Here is a 24,521-nt window from a genome sequence, read left to right as displayed (position 1 = left end):
AAGGCCCCTGTTTTTTATTCAATCGTCTTCAGTAATAGTTTCTTCAACAATGGTTTAATCTTCAGGCGTAAATCTTCAGCGTGATTTGCAACTAAGAAGTGATGGTTATAAATGTTTTTCATTAGTTGATAAGTCGCTTCTTTCGCTTCGCCTTCTTCGATAAAGATGCCGATTACTTCCATACCACTTTTACGAGCAAGTTTGACTGCTTCGTGCGTATCTAAAATTCCGTCTTGTTGATAGTCTAGTGCAGAAGGTTCACCGTCTGTAAAGACAAGTAAGAATTTATGTTTTTCTGGTCTTTTCGCAAGCTTTTCGGAAACGATACGAATAATATACCCGTCGCGGTTATCTTCTTCTTCGCGAAGTTGCATAATTTCTGGACCGACGTTTGGTAACGTTGAGTTTTTATACGTAACAACTTCATGGATAACATTCGGTTTATCTTCAGGTTTAGCACTAGAAGCATCTTCCCAAAATCCGCTAATAGCGTGCGGGATTTTTAAAGATTTTAAAGCTTCATGGAATAGAACCACACTCTTCTTCGTTTCTTCCATTTTGTTATACATAGAACCAGAGCAGTCCACTAATAGTTGGAATGCAACGTCTAATTCTTGAGATTCTTGTCCTTTTTTATAAAACATACGCGGCTGCTTTTCAGTATAAATACGAAGGAATTTCTTACGAAGTCTTCCGTAATATTTATCACTGTTTGCATTCGTTTTATTTTCAATTGTTTTTTCGATAATTTTCTTTAATTCCTTTACATCTTTATTAACGACTGATTTGATAGCTTGGTAATCTTTTTTCTCATCAGGATTTGATTTGCGAGCTTCTTTAAATGTATGAGAAGCTCCCACATTATACTTGCCGTATGCACCGTCGTTTTGGCTAGAAGCATGAGACGCTCTTGCTTCCTCTGTATCAGCACCATCAAAGTTAGATTGTGTACTTTTTTGGGAAGTACCTTGTACAGAACCAAGTGCTTGGTCACCATCTTCTGATTCACGAGCAGTATCACCCATCATATTTGTTTTTGTTCCGCTTTCTAATTCAAAGCGTAAAAAGTTCTCGTTTTCATTGTTTTTATTTTCACGGTGCCATGTCGAGAAGCTTTCATCCATTTTGTTTTTGTTATCATCGTCATCTATGAGTTGCGTATCATCATTTGCTAATTTTTCAGCGCGACTGTCTTTCTCATCTGCAATAACAGATAAATAAAGCGGGGCATGTCCGAAATAATTATTAAGCATATCACTTTCAAGAAGTCCTTCTAAGCGATAGCGAATTTTCTCAACAATATACATAATATCTTCCGTATTACGAGCTTGGAATGTTTCATGCAAAATTGCTTCAATTTGCTCGAAATATTCATTATTAAACATTTCATATTTATCACTGGTTAATGAAAGATAGCATAGACAAAATAGACGGTCACCGTGATAGTTACGAACACGATTTATTTCATTTTGTGAGCCAAAGTAATTGCGATACATTTCTTTTCGGCGTTTAAAAATATGCTTTGTGCCAGGTCGTAAATTTTTGACGATTTCCTCAACACGTAAATCTTCTAATAGAACAAATAATTGTGTTAAAAACTTTTTTAGAGGCGATTCTTGTAATTCAATCGCATAAGAACGAATTAAAGTCATGTCCGAGTAATGTTTATTACCAAGTGCTTTTAAAAACACTTCGCTTTTTAATCCGATTACTGTATCCTCTTCTTTTCGATCATCCCAAAAGTGACTAATGACAACCTTTTTTTCAATTTCGTCGTAGTATGCTTTATAGCCATACTCAAGATAGGCATCGTCTTCTTTTAGAAGAGCATACATTAAGTTTTCCATTTGTAGAAACAGCGACGCATCAATTTTTTTGTCACTAAAAATTTGTCTCATGAATTATCCCTCAAAGAAATAACTTTCTGCTAATTCACGGACAGTCATTTGTTCTGTTTCATCGTTTAATTTTGCGATAATACTACGTTCAATTGCACGCATAACAGGAATATATACACCTAAATCACATGCATCGATAATGCCACGAATACTAGCCGCTTCTTCACTTACGCGTCCATCACGAGCTAAAGGCATAAGATCGCTTGCGAATGCAACGAACTTTTCAATTGTTGCAACATCATTTAATTTTGATTCAGATAGTAATAGCTCTTTTAATGTATCACCTTGAATGTAAGGAACTTCAATAATAACGAAACGGTTTTTTAACGCTTCGTTTAGTTCACTTGTCCCAACATAACCTTCGTTAATCGCAGCAATTACGCGATATTCGTCATCACCGTATACAACTTCTTGTGTAAATGGATTTGTAATCATTTTACGATAATCTAACGCACCATGAAGAAGTGGTAATGTTTCAGGTTTTGCCATATTGATTTCATCAATATATAAGAAGTGACCGTTCTTCATTGCCTTCATAAGAGGACCGTTAACGAATGTAACTTCAGATGCACCCTCTTTTGTTTGTAATGTGTTGTATCCTAAAATACCTTCTACATCTAAGTCGACAGAACAGTTAATGCTATGCATTGGTTTTTGGAATAAAGAAGAAAGAGTTTCCGCTAGTACTGTTTTACCACTACCAGTTGGCCCTTTTAATAGAATGTTTTTACCAAGTAAAAGTGCTGTAATGGCATCTTCAATGATGCTATTATCAGATGCTTTATATATTTTCTTTCCAATCAAATGTGCATTTTCGCCAGCTTCTTGTTTATTCTTTTCGTGAATGGCTGAGAGCTGTTGTTTTAAATCAGCATGTATATGAAATTGTTCTAACATGTATTTCCCACCTAACATTATTTTCATAAAGTAATACATCTTATGATAACTTGTTTTAATATGGTATGCAAAGAAAAGGAGAGAGGGGAAATGTAAAAGAAAAAGCAATCAATATTATATTGATTGCTTATAGCAAAGGAGAAATGAGTCGCATGAAAGACTCTAATATTCGTTTTTTGATACTTCTTTTTTGGAACGAGTTCCATTTAATTTCAGTGGAATGCTTAAAGTCTTCTTCAAAATCATGTTTAATATCATGAACGGTTTCTGATTCATAAAGTACACTAATAATTTCATAATTTAATTCAAAGCTACGTACATCCATATTTGCTGTTCCAATTGTTGCGATTTTATCATCAACGAGTACGATTTTCGCATGCATAAAACCATCTTTATAACTGTAAATGGAAGCACCAGCTTTTAAAAGTGGAGTAAAATAGGATTGAGATGCTTGATCACTAATAATACTATCACTTTTACCTGGATATAAAATACGTACATCTATGCCAGATATTGCACTTAAGCGTAATAATGTTAAAGTTTCTTGATCTGGAATAAAGTATGGTGTAGCGATCCAAATAGATTTTTTGGCAGAGCTCATAACAGCTAGTAACGTATTACGAATACTTTTATCATCTGAGCTTGGTCCACTTGCTACAATTTGAACAGCACCTTCTGCATTCGAAACCTCTTTACCAGGGAAGTATTGTACATTCATAAATTGATCCCAAGAGTAGTTACTTAAACCGCTAGAGGCATAGAGCCAATCTTCTAGAAAGATTGCTTGTAATTTATATAATGCTTTTCCTTCTATTTTTAAATGACTATCACGCCAAACGGGAAATTTCTTTGAACGGCCGAGATATTCGTCACCGACGTTGAGTCCTCCAGTAAACCCAATTTCTCCATCTACAATAACAATTTTACGATGGTTACGATAATTGACTGTTTCAAGTAACCAAGCTGAAAAAATAGGATCAAATTCCACAATTTCAATTCCAGCTTCTTTCATAGGCTGTAAAAATCGTCTTCTTAACGTGTTACTTCCGAGTCCATCATAAAGGAAGCGTACAATAACCCCCGATTTTGCCTTTTTTATTAAAGCATCCCGAACTTTTGTACCAATCTCATCGGCTTTATAAATATAGTATTGAATATGTATATGATGTTTTGCATGCTCGATAGCTTGCAGAATTTCTGAGAATGTTTGATCTCCGTTTGTTAAAAGTTTTGTAGTCGTTCTATCTGCGGCAGGACCGCCTCCAAATTTTTGTACTACTTCTGTTAAATGTATAGAACGCTCATGTAATGGAACTGTAAGAGACAGTTCTAGTCGTCTTCCTTCTAATATTTCACGGAATAATTTTCTTTGTTCTTCTGAACGATGAAGATGTTTTTTTCTTCTCCAACGGCTACGCCCGAAAATAGAGTATAAAAGCACACCTACAACAGGAAGAAGTGCTAATACTAAAAACCACGCTAAGGTGCTTTGGGGTGATCTATTTTCGATAAAAATAACGAATGAAATTCCTACGATTGTGATGGACCATAGAGCACCAACAAACGTATATAACGAAATAACCGATGTATTTAATAGGAAAAGAACGATAGATACGATTGTAAATATTAATAATAATTGAACGATAGGTTTCTTCATTTCTATAAAATTCCTCTAATCTTTCTTAAATATAGACTTCTTATATAAAAGGTGTAATCTGACATTCTTATTATAAAGTGTTTTGTTTTTTTTACAAAATATAGACATTTTCCCCATACTTTCCGCATTTGTCCTACATACAGTATATTATTACATTTTTATATAGAAAAGGGGATGAATAAAATGTACGGTCGTCCAGTTGGAGGCTTCGGACATGGCGGGTTTCATGGGAGTTTTGGACATTCTCCATTTTTTGGCGGAGGCTTCTTTCCTGGATTTGTAGCAGGGGCTTTACTTAGTCCTGCGTTTGGTTATGGTGGATACGATGCTCCTTATTATTCAGATTACCCATACTATGCAGATTATCAACAGAACCCTTATTATTCCACATATTAAAGAGAGATAGAACTAGATGTTAAAAGGAGAGGAAGAAAAATGAACTATATAGGAAATTACGGAGGATATTATCGGAATCATCATGGTGGACATAACCATCACGGAGGGCACAATCATCATGGTGGACACAATCATTATGATCATCATCACCATCACGGCGGCGGCTGGGGTGGAGGCTTATGGGGCGGAGGATTTTTCCCAGGGAGTTTTGCAGGAGGAGTATTAGGGGGACTTACAGCTGGGGCGCTAACAGGTGCAGCTAGTGGTGGGGGATATTATCCAGCACCATACCCAGTAACTTATCCAGCACCATATCCAGCACCATACCCAGGTTATCAGCAAATACCGTATCCATATTATTAAACTAAAAAAGAGGATATCCTCTTTTTTAGTTTAATAATTTATTTATAAAATATTTCCAAAATTAATGTGAAAAAATGTTAATATTTTGTTATTGTAATTCAATATGTTAAATGCAAATTTTGGTTTTACATTATTATTCGTGAATAGTTGCATTTTGTATATTAATCTCTATTTCATTATGTATCGGCAGTTAGATTTATATCTTAACATTTTATGAAATAAAAGAGGTTAGGTGTGAGGCTACATTAGTAGAGAGCGGAGGCTAATAGTGATGAAATCGTCACTTTACAAATTCAAAGAATGTAAGAGAATACTGTATAATAAGCTTAGATAAGCAGAGAGATGAGAAGCTTCTACTATAATTAAAACAGCACTATATTGCTTTTTTTTATAAATAATATTATGTTATTTTAATCGGCCTATTTAGAAAAAAATTGTGATCTATGTAAAGGCATATTGTTAGAAAATGAAATATCTCTATTTCTATGAAGAGAAACGAGTTGTGTTTTAGTCAGATAGGAAGCAAGGAGAGGTGCGCATGCTAGAACAAAGAGGTCATGCATTATATGACTCTTCATTGCAAGATTTAAAATTAGCATTAGATGAGTCTTCAATTGTTGCTATTACAGACCGAAATGGTCTTATTACATATGTGAATGATAAATTTTGTAAAATCTCAAAATATAAAAGAGAAGAGTTAATAGGGAAAGATCACCGTATTTTAAATTCCGGATATCATCCGAAAGCATTTTTTCAAATCCTATGGAAGCGTATTTTGAGTGGAAAAGTCTGGACGGGGGAAATTCGAAATCAAGCAAAAGATGGTACGTATTATTGGGTTAAAACAACAATTGTTCCATTTTTAAATGAAAAGGGAGAACCCTATCAATTTATTGCAATTCGAAATGATATAAGTAGTAGGAAAGAAGCAGAACAAAGATTACGATTAAGCGAAAGTCGTTATAGGGAACTTGCGTATCATGATGCTTTAACGAGTTTACCGAACCGATTACAGTTAATAACGACTGTAAACGAGATGATTGCAGGCAAAAAAGAATTTGGTATAATTTATTTTGATTTGGATCGTTTCAAATTAGTAAATGACACGTTAGGTCATATGATAGGAGATTTACTTTTAAGCGAAGTTGCTTCACGGTTGCATTACGTACTAGGAGATAAAGATGTTCTGGCTAGGCTTGGTGGAGATGAATTTGTGCTATTAACAAAAAAACATACACAAGATGGGATGAGGCAGTTAGCGACATCTGTGTTGTCATGCTTTCAAGCACCATTTATGCTTGAAGGTCATGAAGTATACATTTCAGCCAGTCTAGGACTTTGTTCCTATCCGCAAGATGGAACAGACGTTGAAACATTATTGAAAAATTCGGATTTAGCCATGTATAGTGCGAAAGAGCAAGGAAGAAATGCGGCGTGCTTCTTTACAGATGAATTACGTGCAAAAATAAATCGTAGAATGAAAATAGAGTTTGCTTTGCAAAAGGCAATCCGTGATGAAGAATTAGACGTGGCATTACAACCTATCATTGATTTGAAAACGAAGAAATATACGGGTATTGAGGCTTTAGTACGCTGTAAGACAGAAGAAGGTCCTATTTCACCAAGTGAATTTATACCTGTAGCTGAAGAGTGTGGACTTATTATAAAACTAGGAGACTGGGTACTAGAAAAGTCATGTCGACTGTTTAAAACATTACCAGAGTATCAAGAAGGGCTCAGATTATCTGTTAATTTATCAATACAGCAATTGATGCAAAAGCGTTTTATTTTATCTGTTCGCAGTATATTAAAGCGAACTGGATTTCCTCCGAATCGCTTAATATTAGAAATAACGGAAAGTATAGCTGTACGCCATTTTGATTATATTATTGCTACATTACAAGAATTAAGAAGTATGGGAGTTTTAATCGCTCTAGACGATTTTGGAACAGGCTATTCTTCATTATATTATTTAAAACAACTACCACTTGATATTGTAAAAATCGATCGTAATTTTATTCGGGAGTTTCATTATGATCATGCACAACCAGAGAGAACGATTGTGAAATCCGTTATTGAAATTGCTCATAGTTTAAATTTAGCAGTAGTTGCTGAAGGAGTAGAAACGGTAGAACAAGAAAGTTTATTGAAATCAATGGGTTGTGATTATGTACAGGGGTTTTATTATGCAAAACCTTTAACGGTAGGAGAGCTAAAAGAAAAGTTAATTATGGATTTTTAATAGAAAAGAGAAGCTAAAAGCTTCTCTTTTTTTACTAGTTTTTTTGTGAATCTTTCATTAAAATTGGATAAAGAATAAGACCTACTACAAACAAACCAATTCCTAAGAAGAACGTTTTTAAATCAGCAGTCCCCGTTTTAATCACCCAAATGGAATATAAAAATGCTAATGCAGTAATGATTCCATCTTTTACTCGAGATCCAGGCATTATGTCATACGTTTCTCCCGTAATAACTAATTTTAATTGGTACAAGGTAGAAACAAGGTACGGGATTAAATATGCTAATGTTGCTACAACAATAGCGAAATTATATGCTTCCGAAACAGTGCCAGAAATCGTCGAAAATAAGAAAATTTGTGTCATCACATTTGTAATAAATAATGATTTTGAAGGACTTCCTTTTTTATTCGTTTTTCCGAAAATCTTAGGGAAAAGTCCATTTTTTGCTGCTTGGTAAGGCACTTCTGAGCTAACAACGATCCATCCTACAGTAGAGCCGAATAAAGATACGAGCGCAAGTAGTGCCATTATATAAGCACCCTTAGTACCAATTGCTACATTTAATGCATCTACTAATGGTTTCTGAGACTCTTTTAGAGCATCTTGTGGAAGAGCACCCATTGTCAGTAGAGTAATTGCCATGTAAATAAGAAGAGCGATAATTAATCCGAAAATCGTAGCTTTCTTAACATCGCGCTGAGATTTTGCACGGTTAGAAAGCATAACTGCTGACTCAATGCCGATAAACGCCCAAAGCGTTGCAATAGCAGCTGAATTTATTTGGCCACCTAATGAAATAGATTGTCCAGCTTCATTCATAAATGTTTGACCGTCCCCAAAATTAGAGGCATTAAAAATAAATAATGTAATAACAATGAACATGGTAAATCCGATAATTTTTGCGATTGTTGCAAGAAGGTTCATATTTCCTGCTCTATCAATATTTTGAGAAAGAATATATTGAATGCCCCATAGCATCATACTACATACGATGAAGGTCAAAGCTTTTCCAAGTTCTAATGAAAATCCGTTTGTTGAAAAGAGAATTTGCTTACTTTGTAAAACTGGGAAGAATGTTGATAAATATCCAGCAAAGGAAATAATTACAGATGCTGTAGCAGCCCAGTTAGCAGCCCAGTATCCCCAAACCATACTATATCCTGCAACTTTACCTGCCTTTTGGGAGGTAAACATCGCTTGGGCGTAACTTTGTGGTCCTGCTTTTAATTCTGGTTTACGAATTGCTAAATTTCCAAATACGAGTGCAATCATAAATACACCAAGTCCTGTAATACTCCATGCAAGTGTAGATCCCATTGGACCTGATACGTGTGCTAAATTTGCTGGGAGCATAAATACGCCACCGCCAACCATATTCCCGATAACAAAAGCTGTTAAAATCCATAATCCCCATTTTTTTGTTTCCATTTTTGTTGACTCCTTTGTAGTAAGTTTTGCTTAAACATCATTTTTTACTAGCATTTTTGGCAATAAAAAAAGAGCCATGTAGATAAAAAATACCTACATGGCTCTTTGCCAAAGCGTAGGTACAACGGGAATAACCCTTGTACCTACGCGTAATTTTTCCGCTAGGTTTCAAGGGTTACGTATGATGATGATGTTTTTGTGCAAATGTAACTACAGTTGTATAAGTAAGCATAGTTCTTTGCTCCCTTTCTCCTCTGATTTTGAAGTTAGTATACTACATGTGTTTTTGAATGAAAAGAAAAATTTATAAAAATACGTTTTAGAGACTAAATATTTACCTATAGTTTTCTTGTACTGGAAAATAAGTGAGAGATTGGCAGAAGAGTATAGCGTGGTATAATACATATAGAACTAGAAGGTGACAAGGGGCTATTGTAGATGATGAGTAAGTATGAACAAATTTATACAGAAATCAGCAAGTCTATTGATAATAAACAATTGCAAGAAGGATGCAAAATTCCATCAGAAACGGAATTAATGAAGCAGTATGAGGCAAGCCGGGGTACTGTAAGAAAAGCTGTAGATTTATTGCAAGAGCGTGGATATGTTCAAAAAATACATGGAAAAGGTGTTTTTGTATTAAAGCGCAAAAACATTGAATTTAACTTTGGTGGTATTGTAAGTTTTCAAGAAGAAAATGAACGTTTAGGACGGTACTGTATTACAGAAGTCGTGGAAATAGAGAAAATGAAAGCGACGAAAGATGTAGCAAAGTTATTAAACGTGAAAGAAAAAACGGAAATAGATCATATTAAACGTGTACGAAATATTGATGGAGAAAAAGTAATTTTAGATATAAACCATTTTGTATCGGAATATATTCCAGGATTAACGAGAGAAATTGCAACTGCATCGATTTATAAATATATTGAGAAAGAATTAGGGCTACATATTAGCTATTCACAGCGGGTAATTGAAGTACAACCATGTACAGATGATGACCGAAAGTATTTGGATTTAAATGGAACAGACTATGTTGTCGTTGTAAAAAACTTTACTCATTTATACGATGGGAGTCAGTTCGAATATACGGAATCACGTCACCGTTTAGATATTTTTCACTTTTCGGATGTGGCGCGAAGAAAATAAAGAGATGGAGCGAAATAATCGTTCCATCTCTTTATTTATAAAAAAATCATCAACTTATATATACGAGTGTTGACTAACTTATATATACGAGTTAATATGTAAGTGTAAACGGTATCAAAAAAAGAAAAGAGGGACGGGAATATGGGGAAAGACTATCGTAAAACAGCAGAAGAGGTGTTGCAGTATATTGGTGGGAAAGACAATATTGAACAAGCTGCGCACTGTGTAACGAGGCTCCGTATCGCTTTAAAAGATGAAAGTAAAATAGATAATGATAAATTGCAGTCTGTTTCATTAGTAAAGGGAGCGTTTCATAACGCTGGGGTATTTCAAATTGTAATTGGTCCAGGTGATGTCGATCGAGTATACGCTGAATTGATAACGCTTGCAGGTATGGAAGAATCGACAGTAGCTGACGTAAAAGATTCTGGAAATCAAAAATTAAATCCAGTTCAAAAGTTCGTAAAAGTATTTTCTGATGTATTTATGCCAATTTTACCGGCGATTGTAACAGCCGGTTTACTAATGGGGATTAACAATTTATTAGGGGCAAAGGACTTATTTTTTGATGGTAAAAATTTATTAGATGTTTATCCGAACTTAGGCGGGCTTTGGGATTTAATTAATATGATGGCCAATACAGCGTTCGTATTCTTACCGGCACTTGTTGGTTGGTCAGCAACGAAGCGTTTTGGCGGTAGCCCAATACTAGGTATTGTTATGGGATTAATGCTCGTACATCCTGATTTATTAAATGCTTGGAATTACGGGAAAGCAGCAGCAGGATTAGACGGACAAAAAATTGAGTACTTCAATATTTTAGGATTATTCCAAATTGAAAAAGTTGGATATCAAGGTCAAATTTTACCGATTTTAGTAGCAGCATTCGTATTAAGTAAAGTTGAAATCTTCTTAAAGAAGCATGTACCGAATGCAATTCAATTATTAGTTGTGCCAATTACAACAATCGTTGTAACAGGTGTATTAGCATTAGGGATTATCGGTCCAGTTACACGTCATATTGGAGATTTATTAACAGCCGGATTAGTAGGAGTATATGAAACGGTACCAGTACTTGGGGCAATATTATTTGGAGCATTATATGCACCGCTTGTAATTACAGGAATGCATCATATGTTTATTGCGATTGATCTACAATTAATTGCACAACACGGCGGTACATTTATTTGGCCGATGATTGCTCTTTCTAACATTGCACAAGGTAGTGCGGCACTAGCGATGTTCTTTATTTCTAAAAATCAAAATGATAAAAGTATGGCATCGACATCAGCAATCTCAGCGTACTTCGGTATTACAGAGCCAGCGATGTTCGGTGTGAATTTACGAAATAAATTCCCGTTCTATGCAGCGATTATTGGATCTGCTATTGCGGCGATATTCATTACTTTAAATGGTGTATTAGCACCTGCTATTGGAATTGGCGGATTGCCAGCATTTATTTCTATCATTCCGAAATCGATTCCGATGTTTATTGTCGGGATGATTATCGCAGTCGTAATTCCATTTACGTTAACATGGTTATTTGCGAAACGAGTAAAGCAGAAGTAGGAGGAAGTTAAGCATGAAGGATTGGCATAAAAGTGTAGTCTATCAAATTTATCCGAAGAGCTTTAATAGTTACTACAATAAAGAAACCGGTGATATAAAAGGAGTTACAGAGAAGTTAGATTATTTAAAGGAACTCGGAGTGGATTATATTTGGTTAACGCCGATATACGAATCACCACAAAACGATAATGGTTATGATGTCAGTGATTATTATCGTATAGACCCGTCTTACGGAACGATGGAAGAGTTTGAAGAGCTTTTAGAAGAAGCGAAAGCACGTGATATTGAGATTATGCTCGATATTGTTGTAAACCATAGTTCGACGGAGCATAAGTGGTTTAAAGAAGCGAAAGAAGATAAAAATAGTCCGTATCGTAATTATTATATTTGGCGTGATGAAACGAATAATTGGCAGTCTAAATTTGGTGGATCTGCTTGGAAATATGATGAGAAGACAGGCCAATATTTTTTACATCTATTTGATGAGACACAAGCTGATTTAAACTGGGAAAATGAAAAGCTTCGTGAAGAAGTATATGATATGATGCGCTTTTGGCTTGATAAAGGGGTAAAAGGATTCCGCCTTGATGTTATTAACTTAATTTCAAAAGATCAAAGATTTTTAAGTGATGAGGGCACCACGGCTACAAGTGATGGGCGTAAATATTATACGGATGGTCCACGCGTCCATGAATATTTACAAGAAATGAACCGAAATGTTTTTGAAGGGAAAGATGTAATTACAGTTGGAGAAATGTCATCTACGACAATTGATAATTGTATTAAATATTCAAACCCAGAGCGTAATGAACTAAGTATGACGTTTAGTTTCCATCATTTAAAAGTAGATTATCCCAATGGTGATAAGTGGAAGAAAGCTGATTTTGATTTCATAAAATTAAAAGAAATTATGTCCGATTGGCAAAGTGAAATGCAAAAGGGCGGAGGATGGAATGCATTATTTTGGTGTAATCATGACCAACCCCGTATTGTTTCACGCTTTGGAGATGATGGGAAGTACCGAAATGAATCAGCTAAAATGTTAGCAACGGCTATGCATATGTTGCAAGGTACGCCTTATATTTATCAAGGTGAAGAAATTGGTATGACGAACCCTAACTTTAATTCTATTGAGCAATATCGTGATGTGGAATCGTTAAATATATATGATATAAAACAAGAGGAAGGACTATCAAAAGAAGAGATTATGGGGATTTTAAAACAGAAGTCTCGTGATAATTCCCGTACTCCGATGCAGTGGAATGAAGAGGTGAACAGTGGTTTTACAACAAATACACCTTGGATTTCTGTAGCTGAAAACTTTAAAGAAATAAACGTAGAGAAGGTATTAGAAGATAAAGAGTCTGTATTTTATCATTATAAAAAGCTAATTGAACTTAGAAAAAGATACGATGTAATTACAGAAGGAAAATATGATGTTTTAGATGGGAATCATCCTAAGGTTTGGGCATATACACGTACTGTAAATAATGAAGTATTACTTGTTATCAATAACTTCTATGGAGAAGAAATAACGTATTCTGCACCAGTGAATGTTCAATTGGATGGAATGAAACAAGAAGTAGTAGTATCAAATTATAAAGATCCAAGCAGAGATATTACAAATCTTAACTTAAGACCTTATGAATCAATTGTATATCTATATACAAAATAAAAAGGTTGTATGCCCGCGGGGCATACAACCTTTTATTTTAAGACACCGCTATATAAAATATTTACTTCTACTTCTGGTTTGAACTTCACTTTTGCATAATCTTTATTCCAATTTTTTTTCTTCCATAAATCAGGATGATAAGCGATAAGATGTCTGCCAATCCCTAAAGCATCACAATTTGCTTTTTGTAGTTTTTTCGTTATGCGTTTTGCTTCTTTTGTGAGCTGCTTAGATAATTCTTTGTTTAGTTTTTTTCTTTCTCCCATTTTATAAAGATTATCTCTCGGTGCTTCAAGAGCGATTACTTGTAGCTTTAGTTTTAGATGAGCGTAAACATTTCCTTTTTTGTCAATTGTTATATTCAAGTCTCTTTTTAGTTTCCGATTGCTCACTTCCATTGTTAAATAATCAGATGTCTTCTCTGATTCATCGCTAGTAAGTTTTTGGGTTATACGGGCACTTGTTCCCATTTTTCCGGTTAATAACACGAATAAAACAGATTGTTTCAAAGGTAAATGCCCAGTTAATTTATCGTTGTTAAATAAAGCTAACCCGTTTGTAATTACTTCTTTTCCTTTTATTTTTATAGAAGGGAGGGTAAAGTCTTTACCGGGATCTAACATTTTTGTAGCGGCTGTTTCTAAAGTTTCTTTTGGAAATACACTCATATCTTCTAAGCTTTTCACTTTTTTCTTTAGAAAATCTCCAATTAGTAAATTTCCTACTTTCTTTTTTTCGAGTATCTCGGATGTTTCACCATCTACTGCAATAAGTTTTACTAAAGCAGTTGGGTTTGTTGGATCCCGAAAGCTAACATCTAAATAGGGTAGTATACCTTTTTTTAGAATTTTGGTTCCTAGTAATTGAACACCATATTTGAAATAGCGAATATTCCCAGTTACATTTTTTTTTAGGGCATCGCTTGTATCCCTTATATTATGCCCGGTTGCTGAATGTATTTCATTCTCGAATGAAGATTGCTCTCCGCTTGAACTTTTTACGAGCTCGACTGTTTGCTGGAGTTTATTCTCTTCCGTAATATCAGATCCAATGCTATAAGCTAATCTGGCTTCTCTTAATGGTTCTTGATCCCAACAGCCAGAAAGGAATGAACTAGCACATAATATAAAAAGTAGTTTAACTCTTTTTTTGAACATACTGTTCTCCTTTCTTATTTCTTATTACTGAATAAAGTAGAAATAAAAGAGGGAGAACAACTATGAAAATATAGGTGAACTTATCAGTGAAAGTTGAAATTACTTTTAATTCTTCAGGTGTATCTATAAATAAGGCTACACTAAAAGCAATAATACCAACGATTGGAACAGCCTTTTTATGATTAGCGAGATTGAATATATTTCCGATTCCGATTGAAGCAGCGCAATAATAACTAGCAATAGAAGCCACAACTGTTATCATCCATATTGGTATGAATAGTAAATCAGTCCGGTCTATAATCCCGATATGCAAGGAGCGTAGTAAGTAAGCAACTGGCTCTGGAATAAGCTCAACTTGTTTTGGACTAAATACGATAAAGCAAATCCAAACAGTAAAGGCATAAAAAAGAGTTACAAATCCATTAGCGATAGAAATAGCCTTCAGTTTTGCCACAGAACTCCCGTTTACTTTTGGGAAAGCGATAAGAATAATTTCAAAACCATACATGGCTGTAATTGTTTCTTTTGATGCTTGAATAATATTCCACCATCCAGCCTCTGTAATGGGGAAAATATAAGAAAAATCAGCTCGTGTGAGCCCAAGTGCAATTAAAAGTGCCATTGGGATAATAAGAATAGAAGCCATGACATAAAATCGTACAATCACTTTAAACGTATTATAGGCTACGTAGCAACAAGCTATTGTAAATAGTATGAGAATTGCAGACCAAGGGGTGGCTTGTAAGACCCATACTTTAATGACGTTACATGCATTTAACATGACGGTCATACCGATAAGAGTAAAATAGAAAATATAAAAAAAACCTAATAACTTTCCAAGTTTATTACCAAATAGCATACAAACACTTTCGTACATATCTGCATCAGGAAATCGTTTTAAGAAAAGCCACATAAGTAATATAATAAGTTGAATCGCAAAACCAGCGATGAGAGCAGAAATCCATCCACCACCTTTCGCTATTGGGTGAAGACGGTTTGGTAGAGAAAGTATACCAACCCCGATTTGGCATTGAATAACGAAAAAGGTAAATTGAACAAGTGAAATTTTACTTTGCGTGTTTGTCACCGTTCTCATCCTCTCTCGTTACATGTTGTCGTTGCATTTTTTTCGGCTTTGGATCATGAGGTCGTTCCCAAAACGACCAAATTGGAAGTCGTACAAAAGAATCTTTCATATCTTTTATCCGCATCGGGGCAATAGGAGAAAGATATGGTGTATGAAATGAATGTAGCTGGCATAAATGAACGAAAGTTATAATTAGACCAAATGATATTCCTACGTACCCGAATATAGCAGCAAGGATCATTAACGGAAAACGAAGGATCCGAACTGCTGAACTCATATCGTTTGATGGAACGAGAAAAGATGAGATTGCAGTTAAAGCTACAACGATAATCATTGTGTAAGAAACGAGTCCGGCTTTTACAATTGCATCACCAATTACTAAACCACCTACAATACCGATTGTTTGTCCAACGCGGCTTGGGAGACGAATACCAGCTTCTCGTAATAGTTCGAAAATCAATTCCATTAAGAGAGCCTCAAAAATGGGAGGGAGCGGTACTTTTTCTAATGAAGCTTTAATTGTATAAACGAGTTCGAGTGGCAACACATCAGGGTGAAAAGCAACTGTTGCGATATATATAGCTGGCAAAAGAAAGGCAATTAAAAAGCTGACTAAGCGAATCATTCGGACGAAAGAACTGACAATCCAGCGGTTATTATAATCATCTGGTGATTGATAGAAAGCGAATAACGTAACAGGAACAATAAGAGCTGTTGGATCTCCGTCAGATAAAATAGCAACTCGTCCCTCCATTAAATTAGCAACAGTTCTATCTGGACGCTCTGTATTTAATTGTTGTGGAAATGGTGAGAAAGACGTGTCTTCTATAAATTCTTGTATGTAACCTGGTGGCATAAGTGCGTCTGTCTTAATCATTTCTAATCTTCTTTTCACTTCTATGACGAGGTCATCATTAGCTATATTTTGAATATAAGTAATTGCCACTTTCGTGTGCATTTCTTCACCGAGTGTAAAATACTTAACGACTAAATTTGGACTTTTAATGAGTTTCCGTATGGAAGTTAAATTAGTAGCTAAATCTTCTACAAAACCAGAATGCGGTCCACGTACAACACCTTCATTGTCAGGTTCTGCTATATCCCTTTTTAAAGATAAAGCTGTTTCGAAAATACAAAAACTGTCGACTTGTTCATGAAAATATAATGATTTTCCTTGTAATAAAAGTTGCACACCATAATTTAAATTTGTTTCTTTTTTCATATTCAATGTAGAAAAAGCTTTTTCTAAAGACAAATCAGATCGAGTTAATAATGGTTCAAGAGCTAATTGATGAATTAAATTTGGGTCTGCTAAAGATTCGATATATAAGATTGTTCCTTTTCCATTTTGAAAAGGAACATCTAATTTTTTTATATCATCAGAATGGCAGAGCTTATTTTCAATGTAATTAACATTTTCCGAAAGTGATGGAAACATATGCTTCGTTTTATTTTTTTGTTGGTTATTGCTTTGCTCTGTCATAAGGCCCACCCTTTTAGAATTGAATTATCACTGTTAATTTTTGCTTTTTATGAAAAAATTATGCTTGTATTCTTTTTAAGAAAGTAGCTTGAAAGTTACGTTACGTCATCTTTTATAATAAAGAAAGTGAGAAGTAGGGGATGGAAAGAAAGCGTATATTAGATTAGCGATATTAATATATATCTTTTGTACTATAGAGGATAAGCCTAGCGGTATGCATAATTACATCGTTTGGTGAATAGGAAATTTATGAGAATCGATTTATACTAGTATTGTGTCTTGCCTTTTTAGGTGTAGTACACAGCCGGTGATTGGCTAGTGGAGATTTTTCCATTTTGCCAGTGCCGGTTTTTTGTTGGATAATAGAGAAAATATATAAGAAGGAAGGGATCGTTTTGAAAGATGTAGATTCTATTTCTATGAGAGAAAAAGTTGCTAGCTTTTATCTTTATTTCATTTCTTTTTTTGGTTTAATTACTATAGCTATCTCTTTACTTGAAATTAAAATCCCTTCTCATCTAACAATACTAGTATTGTTAGTACTGTTTATGGGGATCACAGAGTATTTTCCTGTACGATTTTGGAGGGGAGTAAGTTCACTTAGCTTTCCGATTATTTATTCCATGCTTTTGTTGTTTGGGACACATATAACCGCGCTCGCTCTTGTATTTGTTACTTTAATTATTCATTTGCTTCGGCGTTCTCCAATGGAAAGGATGCTTTTTAATAGTACACAGCATGCTCTTAGCCTTGTGTTAGCAGAATGGTTTTCTAGCAAATGTATGGTGTGGTTTTCCAGTGTAATAAATATGGAAGTTTTATATGAGAACTTATTATTTTTACTATTGTTTAGTATATTTTTCTGTTTTTTCAACAATCTCTTTTATGATTTACTAATGGTACTTCTTCCTCAGACATATTCGATACATCGATGGAATCAAAAAAATATATCAGTCTTTTTTTGTGAAAGTTTTTGTCTATTCTATGCTGTTCTTATACACATATTAGATAGCCAATATTCTTTAGAGCTAAAAGGAATTATTGTTTTGTTCTTTTTCTTCCCACTTGTGGCAATCTCTATCATTAGTTCATTTTCTGCACGAATACGGATGGAAAAAGAAAGATTGTACGAATTTTTTCTTATTACGACAGAAATAAGCCGTGGATTATCTGGAGGGAATCTTCAGCACATAAAAAAATCCCTTAAAGGATTTCTAGGGATACAAGCATATGTATTATGGACAAAAGACGAGGGAGAATGGAATATCCAGTTGAGGGATGGAAAATTGAAGAATGATATAACTGATTATTCCGACGGAAAAGGAGAGTTCTGTGAAATAACTGAAAATACTGTTTTTAACAATTGGAAGGTTGGTACAGCACCAGGAGATGGGGTATTTGAGGATGTTATACGTTCTTTAGTCTATTTCCCTCTTATTGTAAATAATGAGTTGATCGGGATGTTTGTTGCAGGTAAAAGTAGAGGTGCTGGTTTTTTCCCGGAAGATGTGCAGTTGTTAGCGACATTTTCCAACCAATTAGCTAACATAGTTAAAACAAGAATACTTATTTCTGAACAAGAAAAAAGGATGATTTTAGAAGAAAGAAATCGAATTGCACGCGAGATTCATGATGGTATTGCACAAGCTTTGGCTGGGGTGATATTTCAACTAGAGTCCGCTCAAAAAAAATACCATGATAAACCTATTGATATGCAGCAATTAGTTGAGAAAAGTATAAAGGATTTAAGGGAAAGCTTAGGAGAAGTTCGCTATTCTATTTACGCTTTAAAGCCGTATCCCACACAACAATTAGGGCTTAAACAGGCGATAGCAAGTAAAATAAAATCTTTAAAACAAGAATATGAACTAGACATTACATATCATGAAAGAGGTCATTCACGTGCGCTCAGCTTTTCAAAAGAAAGAGTTATTTTTGATACATTACAAGAGAGTTTACAAAACATTGTTAAACATGCACAAGCAGAAGAAATTGATGTTTTGCTAAGTTATCAAAGTGAGCACGTGCTTTTAAAGGTTAAGGATAATGGAGTTGGTTTTTCACTATTTGAGTCTATGGTTAAAACGAAGCATGATCCACATTATGGTATATTACATATGAATGAACAAGCTGAACAACTAGGGGCTACTTTACAGATTGATAGTTCTGTAGGTAAAGGGACAGAAATTACACTGTTAATTCCAGATTCACAAACAAGGGGTGCGTAAAATGATTAAAATATTAGTAGTGGATGATCATGCTTTTTTACGAGACGCAATTCGGAGCATACTAGAGGTTGAATCTGATATGAAAGTGGTTGGAGAGGCGAGCTCTGGGGACGAGGTATTGGGAAAAGTAGAGGAATGTAGACCAGACTGTATTTTGATGGATATTAATCTTCCGGGGAAAAATGGAATTGAAGCTACGGGATTAGTGAAAAAAAAATATCCTAATTGCCGAGTACTTGTTTTTACAATGTATGAGCATGATGAGTATTTAATGGATGCGCTTCAGTCTGGCGCTGATGGTTATTTATTGAAGGATTCATCATCGGAGCAGGTAGTGGCAGCAATTCGAATGTTATATCAAGGCGACTCAGTTATTCATCCGCGTATGACGAAAAAATTAATTACATATCATCAACAACAACTGAAATTAGAACCAAATGAAAATGAACTGACAGAGCGTGAAAAGGAAATTCTCTTTGAATTGGTTAAAGGGCTGAGTAATAAAGAAATTGCTGAAGTTCTATATATTAGTGACAAGACGGTTAAAATTCACATCAATAAAATTTTTAAAAAACTCAATGTGAAAAGTCGTTCACAAGCAGTGATTTATGCTGTTAGAAATCACTTGGTTCCATTGGATTAAATAAAAAGATGTCTAAAAGAACTATCATGTTTCTTTATTTTATATTACAAAAATAAAGAAGCGGATAGTTCTTTTGTACTATTTAGGCATAGAGTCATTAGAAAAAAATTACTCCTTTTGTTCAATATTCAGAAAAATCAAAATGTGAAATAATAAAAATAGAATTATTGCTTAACGCTACTAATAATTCATGTTGTAAATCATTGTAGTTGGAAACAATTTATGGGGGCTTTTATAGAAAGAAGATTAGAAGTGTGGGGATGGCGGTAGTAGTGTTGGAGATTCTCGATTATTTTAAATAGATTCAAGGTTGATAGAATTGCCAATGCTAAATAGGAGCTCAGGGGATTTATTTTAGAAAAAATAATTTTAATAATAAGGAGATGCGCTATGAAGAAGGGGAAATTCGGAAAAATACTTATCGGAACGCTAACTGTTGGTATGTTAATGTCTCAAGGAATTCCATATAACGTATTGGCAGAAGAGGTAAATACAACTACTTTAACTGGGATTGATGATGCAAACGCTATATTGAAAGGTCTTACAAAGGAACAACGTAATGCCTTAAAAACGTTAGATACAAAACCAGGTTTTGTTATTTCACCAGGCATCAATACAGCAAGTCCTGATAATGTGAATGTGATTGTAGAGTTTAAGCAAGCACCTAGCAAAATCGAGATGTTAAAACAAGCAGCTAAGGGGAAAAAAATAGCTCTTTCAACTGCGGAACAAAAGGTAGAAGCATCTCATAAAGAATTTAAATCAGAGTTTGAACAGCTTCAAAAGAATAAAGATAAAGGGACGAATTTTAAATCTGCCAAAATAACAAGAGAATATAAAAATGCTTTTAATGGTGTAGCAATTTCGTTACCTGCGAATATGATTGAAGACTTAGTTCGCACTGGTATTGTTAAGCGCGTATGGGAAGATAGTGAGGTCAAAATTGATTTACCGAAAGAAACAGCTAAAACGGCTGTCGAACCAAAAATGGCTGATAGTGTACCACAAATTGGTGTGGACAAGCTGCATGCTGAAAAAATAACAGGTAAAGGAATTAAGGTGGGGGTACTGGACACAGGTATTGATTATAACCACCCTGATTTGAAAGATGCATATAAAGGATATCGTGCAGAGCAGGGGGAAGATCCAAGCAAAATAGATCCGAACTCAATAAAAGGATGGGATTTTGTTAATAATGATGCTGATCCAATGGAGACAACGTATAAGGATTGGCAAAATTCTGGAGGATATCCTGAAATTTATGATGGAAGTGCATATTATACATCCCATGGCACTCATGTAGCTGGGACAATTGCTGCAGACAAAAAGAATAATGTGGATTATGCGGTTAAGGGAGTCGCTCCAGATGTAGATTTATATTCATATCGTGTATTAGGACCATATGGAAGTGGTCAAACAAGCGGTATTCTTGCTGCGATTGATAAAGCAGTGAAAGACGATATGGATGTTATCAATTTATCATTAGGTGCGTCTATTAATGATCCTTTATATCCAACTTCTGTGGCAGTGAACAATGCCATGTTAGCTGGTGTTGTTACAGTAGTAGCGGCAGGTAATAGTGGTCCTGGAGAGGGTACTATTGGATCACCTAGTGCGGCGGCACTTCCAATTACAGTTGGAGCAAGTGACGCTGCGATGTCTATCCCGACATTTTCTGCCGATGCAGGTGATTTACATGTGGATAAGATGATGCTACTTGGAAAGAGCTTTACTGATAAGCTTGAAGACTTAAAAGGTCAATCCTTATCGGTTGTATATGCAGGACTTGGGAAATCAGATGATTTTAAGGGGAAAGACGTAAAAGGAAAATTAGCGCTCATCCAACGCGGTGAGATTACATTTGATGAAAAGATTAAGAATGCGAAAGAAGCAGGTGCAAAGGCCGTAATTGTATATAACAATGTTGATGGTGAAATCACAAGTTATCTTGGAGAAAGTACGTCATCTATTCCATCGTTCCGCTTAGCGAAAGTAGATGGTGAGAAATTACAAGTAAAAGCTGCACAAGGAGATGTGTCTTTAGCGTTTGGAGAAATTAGTAATATAAAAACAGAGGGAGATCATTTAGCCGATTTTAGCTCTCGTGGTCCTGCAACTAAAACAGATGATATTAAGCCGGATATTGTAGCGCCAGGTGTGTCTATTTTCTCTACTGTTCCTGAATATATTAACGATCCAAAGGATGGAGAAAATTATCCGGTAGCGTATGGACGTATGTCAGGTACATCTATGGCAACTCCTCATACAGCGGGAGTGGCAGCACTCATTTTGCAAGAACATCCAAACTATAGTCCGTTTGAAGTAAAAGAAGCGCTTATGAATACTGCAGTTGACTTAAAAGAAGAGCGCTCTGTATTTGAGGTGGGATCAGGCCGAATTGATGCGTATCGTGCAGTTCATGCAGACGCATCTATCGAGGTTATCGATAAAACATCAAACGTTGTAAATGATGAAGAAGTAGAAATCGAAGAAAAAACAGGTTCAATTGCATTCGGGTATAAAAACCAATTAGGAAATGGACCTATTAAAGATAATCGAAAAGTTCTAATTAAAAACAACAGTAAAACAGACGGAAAAGAGTTCAAATTAGAAGTAGAATTTTCACCAATGAGTGTAGGTGTGCAGGATGCAGCGAAGAATGGTGTGAAGCTGAACGTACAAGATTCTATTAAAGTGGCTCCTGGTACATCAGAGGAAATTAGTCCTGAAATTATCATTCCAGAAAATGCGGAATTCGGTAGGTATGAGGGGTATATTCATGTTTCAAATAAAGACAATGAAAAAGAAGTATATCAAGTGCCATTTGCAGTTAAATTCACAGAAAAAGGGATTGAGTCTGTAGATTTGCTGAGAGACGCAATGGCAACAGATGCATCAAAATTCCATCCATTTATGGAAAGACCAAGTTCGCCGTTGGCATTTAAATTGAATAGCCCCCTTGAAACTATTGATGCGGTTGTGAAGGATCGAAAAACAGGAAAGGCATTAGGAATCGTCGGTACACTGAATGCAAGCAGTCTAACACCGAATGTTGAATATATGATGTTTTCTGGTATGGGAGGATATGTATTTCCGTTCACAGGAGATCCTGCTCATCCAATTGGGGATAAACCTGTTATGTTACCTGATGGAGATTACGAATTGAACTTCGTTGGATATGATAAAGAAGGGAAATCTTATACAAAAGGTGATAGCATTATCATTGATAATGTAATACCTGAAATGAAATTTAAGGATGTACAACCTGGTATTCATGAAGTAAATGATTCCATGTTCAAAGAAGAAGACGGACAGCGGGCATTATGGGTGCATGGTAATATTTATGATTCTACAGTGGATGCATTAAAGTCCAAAGGCCTGCAGTATGACCAAAAAGCTAATCAAATTGTATATTATCAGAACTCGGCCTTTCCATCAGGTTGGCTGAATACAATTCAAGCAAACGGTGATTTTAAATTTGGAGTACTTCCAGAGGAAATAAATGAGCCGTTAAATTTAAAATTATTTGGATATGACCTCGCAACTGCAGGGAATATGGCAACTGGATTTAAAGATTACGTCTTTGTAAAAGAAGGGACAGAATACGCTGTTCCAAACTATGACAAAGATAAAATAAAATTAGGAGAAAAAATTACGTTAACTTTAAATCTCAATAATGTAAAACAGCTTATGTCAGGTACATTTGAAATTCCTTATAACAAGCAGCTATTTAAATTTACAGATGTGAAACCAAATTCAGCGCTTATGGAATATGCAAAACAACATGGATTAAACTTGAAATTAGAAGATCCGGCTATAAATACAGAAGGAACTTGGGAAAACAAGGTGAAAGTTGGCGCATCACTGGAAGGAAAAGAATTTAAAGGATTAGATGGAGATACACCATTTTTAGATGTTACATTCGAAATGACGAGCGATGAATATTTTAATGATTTAACTGCATTTGGAGCAGATAAGTTCTCTTATACAAAAGCTGGTGCATCAGAAGGTACTGAGATTCCTGTGTTTAAAGATAAATCTTTTGCTATTGTTTCGAAACATTCAACGGTTACAGGGTATATTGGACCAGAAGCATTCTTGAATGAAGAGGGGTATTTAGGTAAGAATGATTACACAAAACTAGGAGCAAAAGTGTACGCAGTTGACAAGGATGGAAAGAAATATACAGGAACGGTTAATGATAATGGGCAATTTGAAATTCATAGTGTTCCTGTAAGCGATAAAGAATATGATATTTTCGTAGAAATGCCAGGTCATTTAAATAGTAAGTTCACAACAAAAATAGGGAAAATGCAGGATGGAGAATTAGTGGGACAAAACTTTAGAGCTGATATGGACGACAACCTTGCAGGTGATGTAAACGGCGATAAAATGGTAGATATTCAAGATGCTAGAATAGCAGCTCTGTCATATGAAAAAGGAAAAGTGGCTGTTAAAGATGGTGACGTGAATCAAGACGGTGTTGTGAACGAAACTGATATTCGTTTTATTGAGAAGAACTTCTTGAAAAAGGGTCCAGATGCTAAAGAGAATCAAAAACCAAAAGAAAATGTGGGTCCAGTGACGTTAGATAAAATCTTGCGTTCCATTGGATTAGAACCAAAAAAATAAGTGGGCACAATTCTAG

At 35.1% G+C, this 24,521-nt stretch carries 16 protein-coding genes; 9 read left to right on the top strand and 7 right to left on the bottom strand.

Annotation, left to right across the window (positions count from 1 at the left end):
* Nucleotides 1–14: 14 nt before the first annotated feature.
* The 3 genes from FT637_RS18460 to FT637_RS18450 all read right to left on the bottom strand — a co-directional run bounded on the left by FT637_RS18460 (nt 15) and on the right by FT637_RS18450 (nt 4,452).
* Nucleotides 15–1,898, bottom strand: a complete 1,884-nt coding sequence (locus tag FT637_RS18460; RefSeq protein ID WP_193647542.1) for a vWA domain-containing protein — start codon at nt 1,896–1,898, stop codon at nt 15–17.
* 3 nt (nt 1,899–1,901) lie between these two features.
* Complete coding sequence (locus FT637_RS18455) at nt 1,902–2,795, bottom strand: ATP-binding protein (protein ID WP_193647541.1); 894 nt, start codon at nt 2,793–2,795, stop codon at nt 1,902–1,904.
* 127 nt (nt 2,796–2,922) lie between these two features.
* Nucleotides 2,923–4,452, bottom strand: a complete 1,530-nt coding sequence (locus FT637_RS18450) for a cardiolipin synthase (protein ID WP_193647540.1) — start codon at nt 4,450–4,452, stop codon at nt 2,923–2,925.
* Nucleotides 4,453–4,635: 183 nt separating this feature from the next.
* Here FT637_RS18450 and FT637_RS18445 point away from each other — a divergent pair, with 183 nt between their 5' ends.
* The 3 genes from FT637_RS18445 (at nt 4,636) to FT637_RS18435 (ending at nt 7,453) form a co-directional block, all read left to right on the top strand.
* Nucleotides 4,636–4,848, top strand: coding sequence for a hypothetical protein (locus tag FT637_RS18445; RefSeq protein ID WP_193647539.1), 213 nt, complete (start codon nt 4,636–4,638; stop codon nt 4,846–4,848).
* 39 nt (nt 4,849–4,887) lie between these two features.
* Entirely contained in the window at nt 4,888–5,211 is a 324-nt protein-coding gene (locus FT637_RS18440) for a hypothetical protein (protein WP_193647538.1), read from the top strand.
* 538 nt (nt 5,212–5,749) lie between these two features.
* Nucleotides 5,750–7,453 carry a putative bifunctional diguanylate cyclase/phosphodiesterase gene (locus tag FT637_RS18435; protein ID WP_193647537.1) on the top strand — a complete coding sequence of 568 codons (1,704 nt, stop codon included), beginning with the start codon at nt 5,750–5,752 and terminating at the stop codon, nt 7,451–7,453.
* Between the two features lie 34 nt (nt 7,454–7,487).
* On the opposite strand, the gene FT637_RS18430 is transcribed toward FT637_RS18435, so the two are convergent.
* Entirely contained in the window at nt 7,488–8,882 is a 1,395-nt protein-coding gene (locus FT637_RS18430) for an amino acid permease (protein ID WP_193647536.1), read from the bottom strand.
* A gap of 438 nt (nt 8,883–9,320) precedes the next feature.
* Here FT637_RS18430 and treR point away from each other — a divergent pair, with 438 nt between their 5' ends.
* The 3 genes from treR to treC all read left to right on the top strand — a co-directional run bounded on the left by treR (nt 9,321) and on the right by treC (nt 13,275).
* Entirely contained in the window at nt 9,321–10,031 is a 711-nt protein-coding gene (gene treR / locus FT637_RS18425; RefSeq protein ID WP_105586122.1) for a trehalose operon repressor, read from the top strand.
* 141 nt (nt 10,032–10,172) lie between these two features.
* The gene (gene treP / locus FT637_RS18420; protein ID WP_193647535.1) at nt 10,173–11,600 is read left to right on the top strand and encodes a PTS system trehalose-specific EIIBC component; all 1,428 of its coding nucleotides are present in this window, start codon (nt 10,173–10,175) and stop codon (nt 11,598–11,600) included.
* Between the two features lie 13 nt (nt 11,601–11,613).
* Complete coding sequence (gene treC, locus FT637_RS18415) at nt 11,614–13,275, top strand: alpha,alpha-phosphotrehalase (protein ID WP_193647534.1); 1,662 nt, start codon at nt 11,614–11,616, stop codon at nt 13,273–13,275.
* Nucleotides 13,276–13,307: 32 nt separating this feature from the next.
* Here treC and gerKC read toward each other — a convergent pair whose 3' ends face one another.
* Genes gerKC through gerKA form a run of 3 tightly spaced genes read right to left on the bottom strand, consistent with a single transcriptional unit; the run spans nt 13,308 to nt 17,002 of the window.
* Nucleotides 13,308–14,432, bottom strand: coding sequence for a spore germination protein GerKC (gene gerKC / locus FT637_RS18410; RefSeq protein ID WP_193647533.1), 1,125 nt, complete (start codon nt 14,430–14,432; stop codon nt 13,308–13,310).
* Nucleotides 14,413–15,519 (bottom strand): GerAB/ArcD/ProY family transporter, encoded by a 1,107-nt coding sequence (locus tag FT637_RS18405; RefSeq protein ID WP_193647532.1) that lies wholly within the window; start codon nt 15,517–15,519, stop codon nt 14,413–14,415. Before FT637_RS18405 ends, gerKC begins: the two co-directional genes overlap by 20 nt.
* Nucleotides 15,500–17,002: a spore germination protein GerKA gene (gerKA, locus tag FT637_RS18400; protein ID WP_193647531.1), complete on the bottom strand. Its 1,503-nt coding sequence runs from the start codon at nt 17,000–17,002 to the stop codon at nt 15,500–15,502. Before gerKA ends, FT637_RS18405 begins: the two co-directional genes overlap by 20 nt.
* Nucleotides 17,003–17,397: 395 nt before the next feature.
* On the opposite strand from gerKA, the gene FT637_RS18395 reads away from it, so the two are divergent.
* The 3 genes from FT637_RS18395 (at nt 17,398) to FT637_RS18385 (ending at nt 24,505) form a co-directional block, all read left to right on the top strand.
* The gene (locus tag FT637_RS18395) at nt 17,398–19,230 is read left to right on the top strand and encodes a GAF domain-containing sensor histidine kinase (RefSeq protein ID WP_193647530.1); all 1,833 of its coding nucleotides are present in this window, start codon (nt 17,398–17,400) and stop codon (nt 19,228–19,230) included.
* Between the two features lies 1 nt (nt 19,231).
* Nucleotides 19,232–19,873: a response regulator gene (locus FT637_RS18390; protein WP_193647529.1), complete on the top strand. Its 642-nt coding sequence runs from the start codon at nt 19,232–19,234 to the stop codon at nt 19,871–19,873.
* Nucleotides 19,874–20,263: 390 nt separating this feature from the next.
* A complete protein-coding gene (locus tag FT637_RS18385) occupies nt 20,264–24,505 on the top strand; it encodes a S8 family serine peptidase (protein WP_193647528.1) in 4,242 nt (1,413 codons plus the stop codon).
* The last annotated feature ends 16 nt before the right edge of the window (nt 24,506–24,521 follow it).

The organism is Bacillus cereus (assembly GCF_015071065.1).
In the GTDB taxonomy this organism is placed as follows: domain Bacteria; phylum Bacillota; class Bacilli; order Bacillales; family Bacillaceae_G; genus Bacillus_A; species Bacillus_A cereus_BA.
The sequence above is the reverse complement of the archived record's forward strand: the minus strand, read 5'-3'. Positions and strand labels throughout refer to the sequence as shown.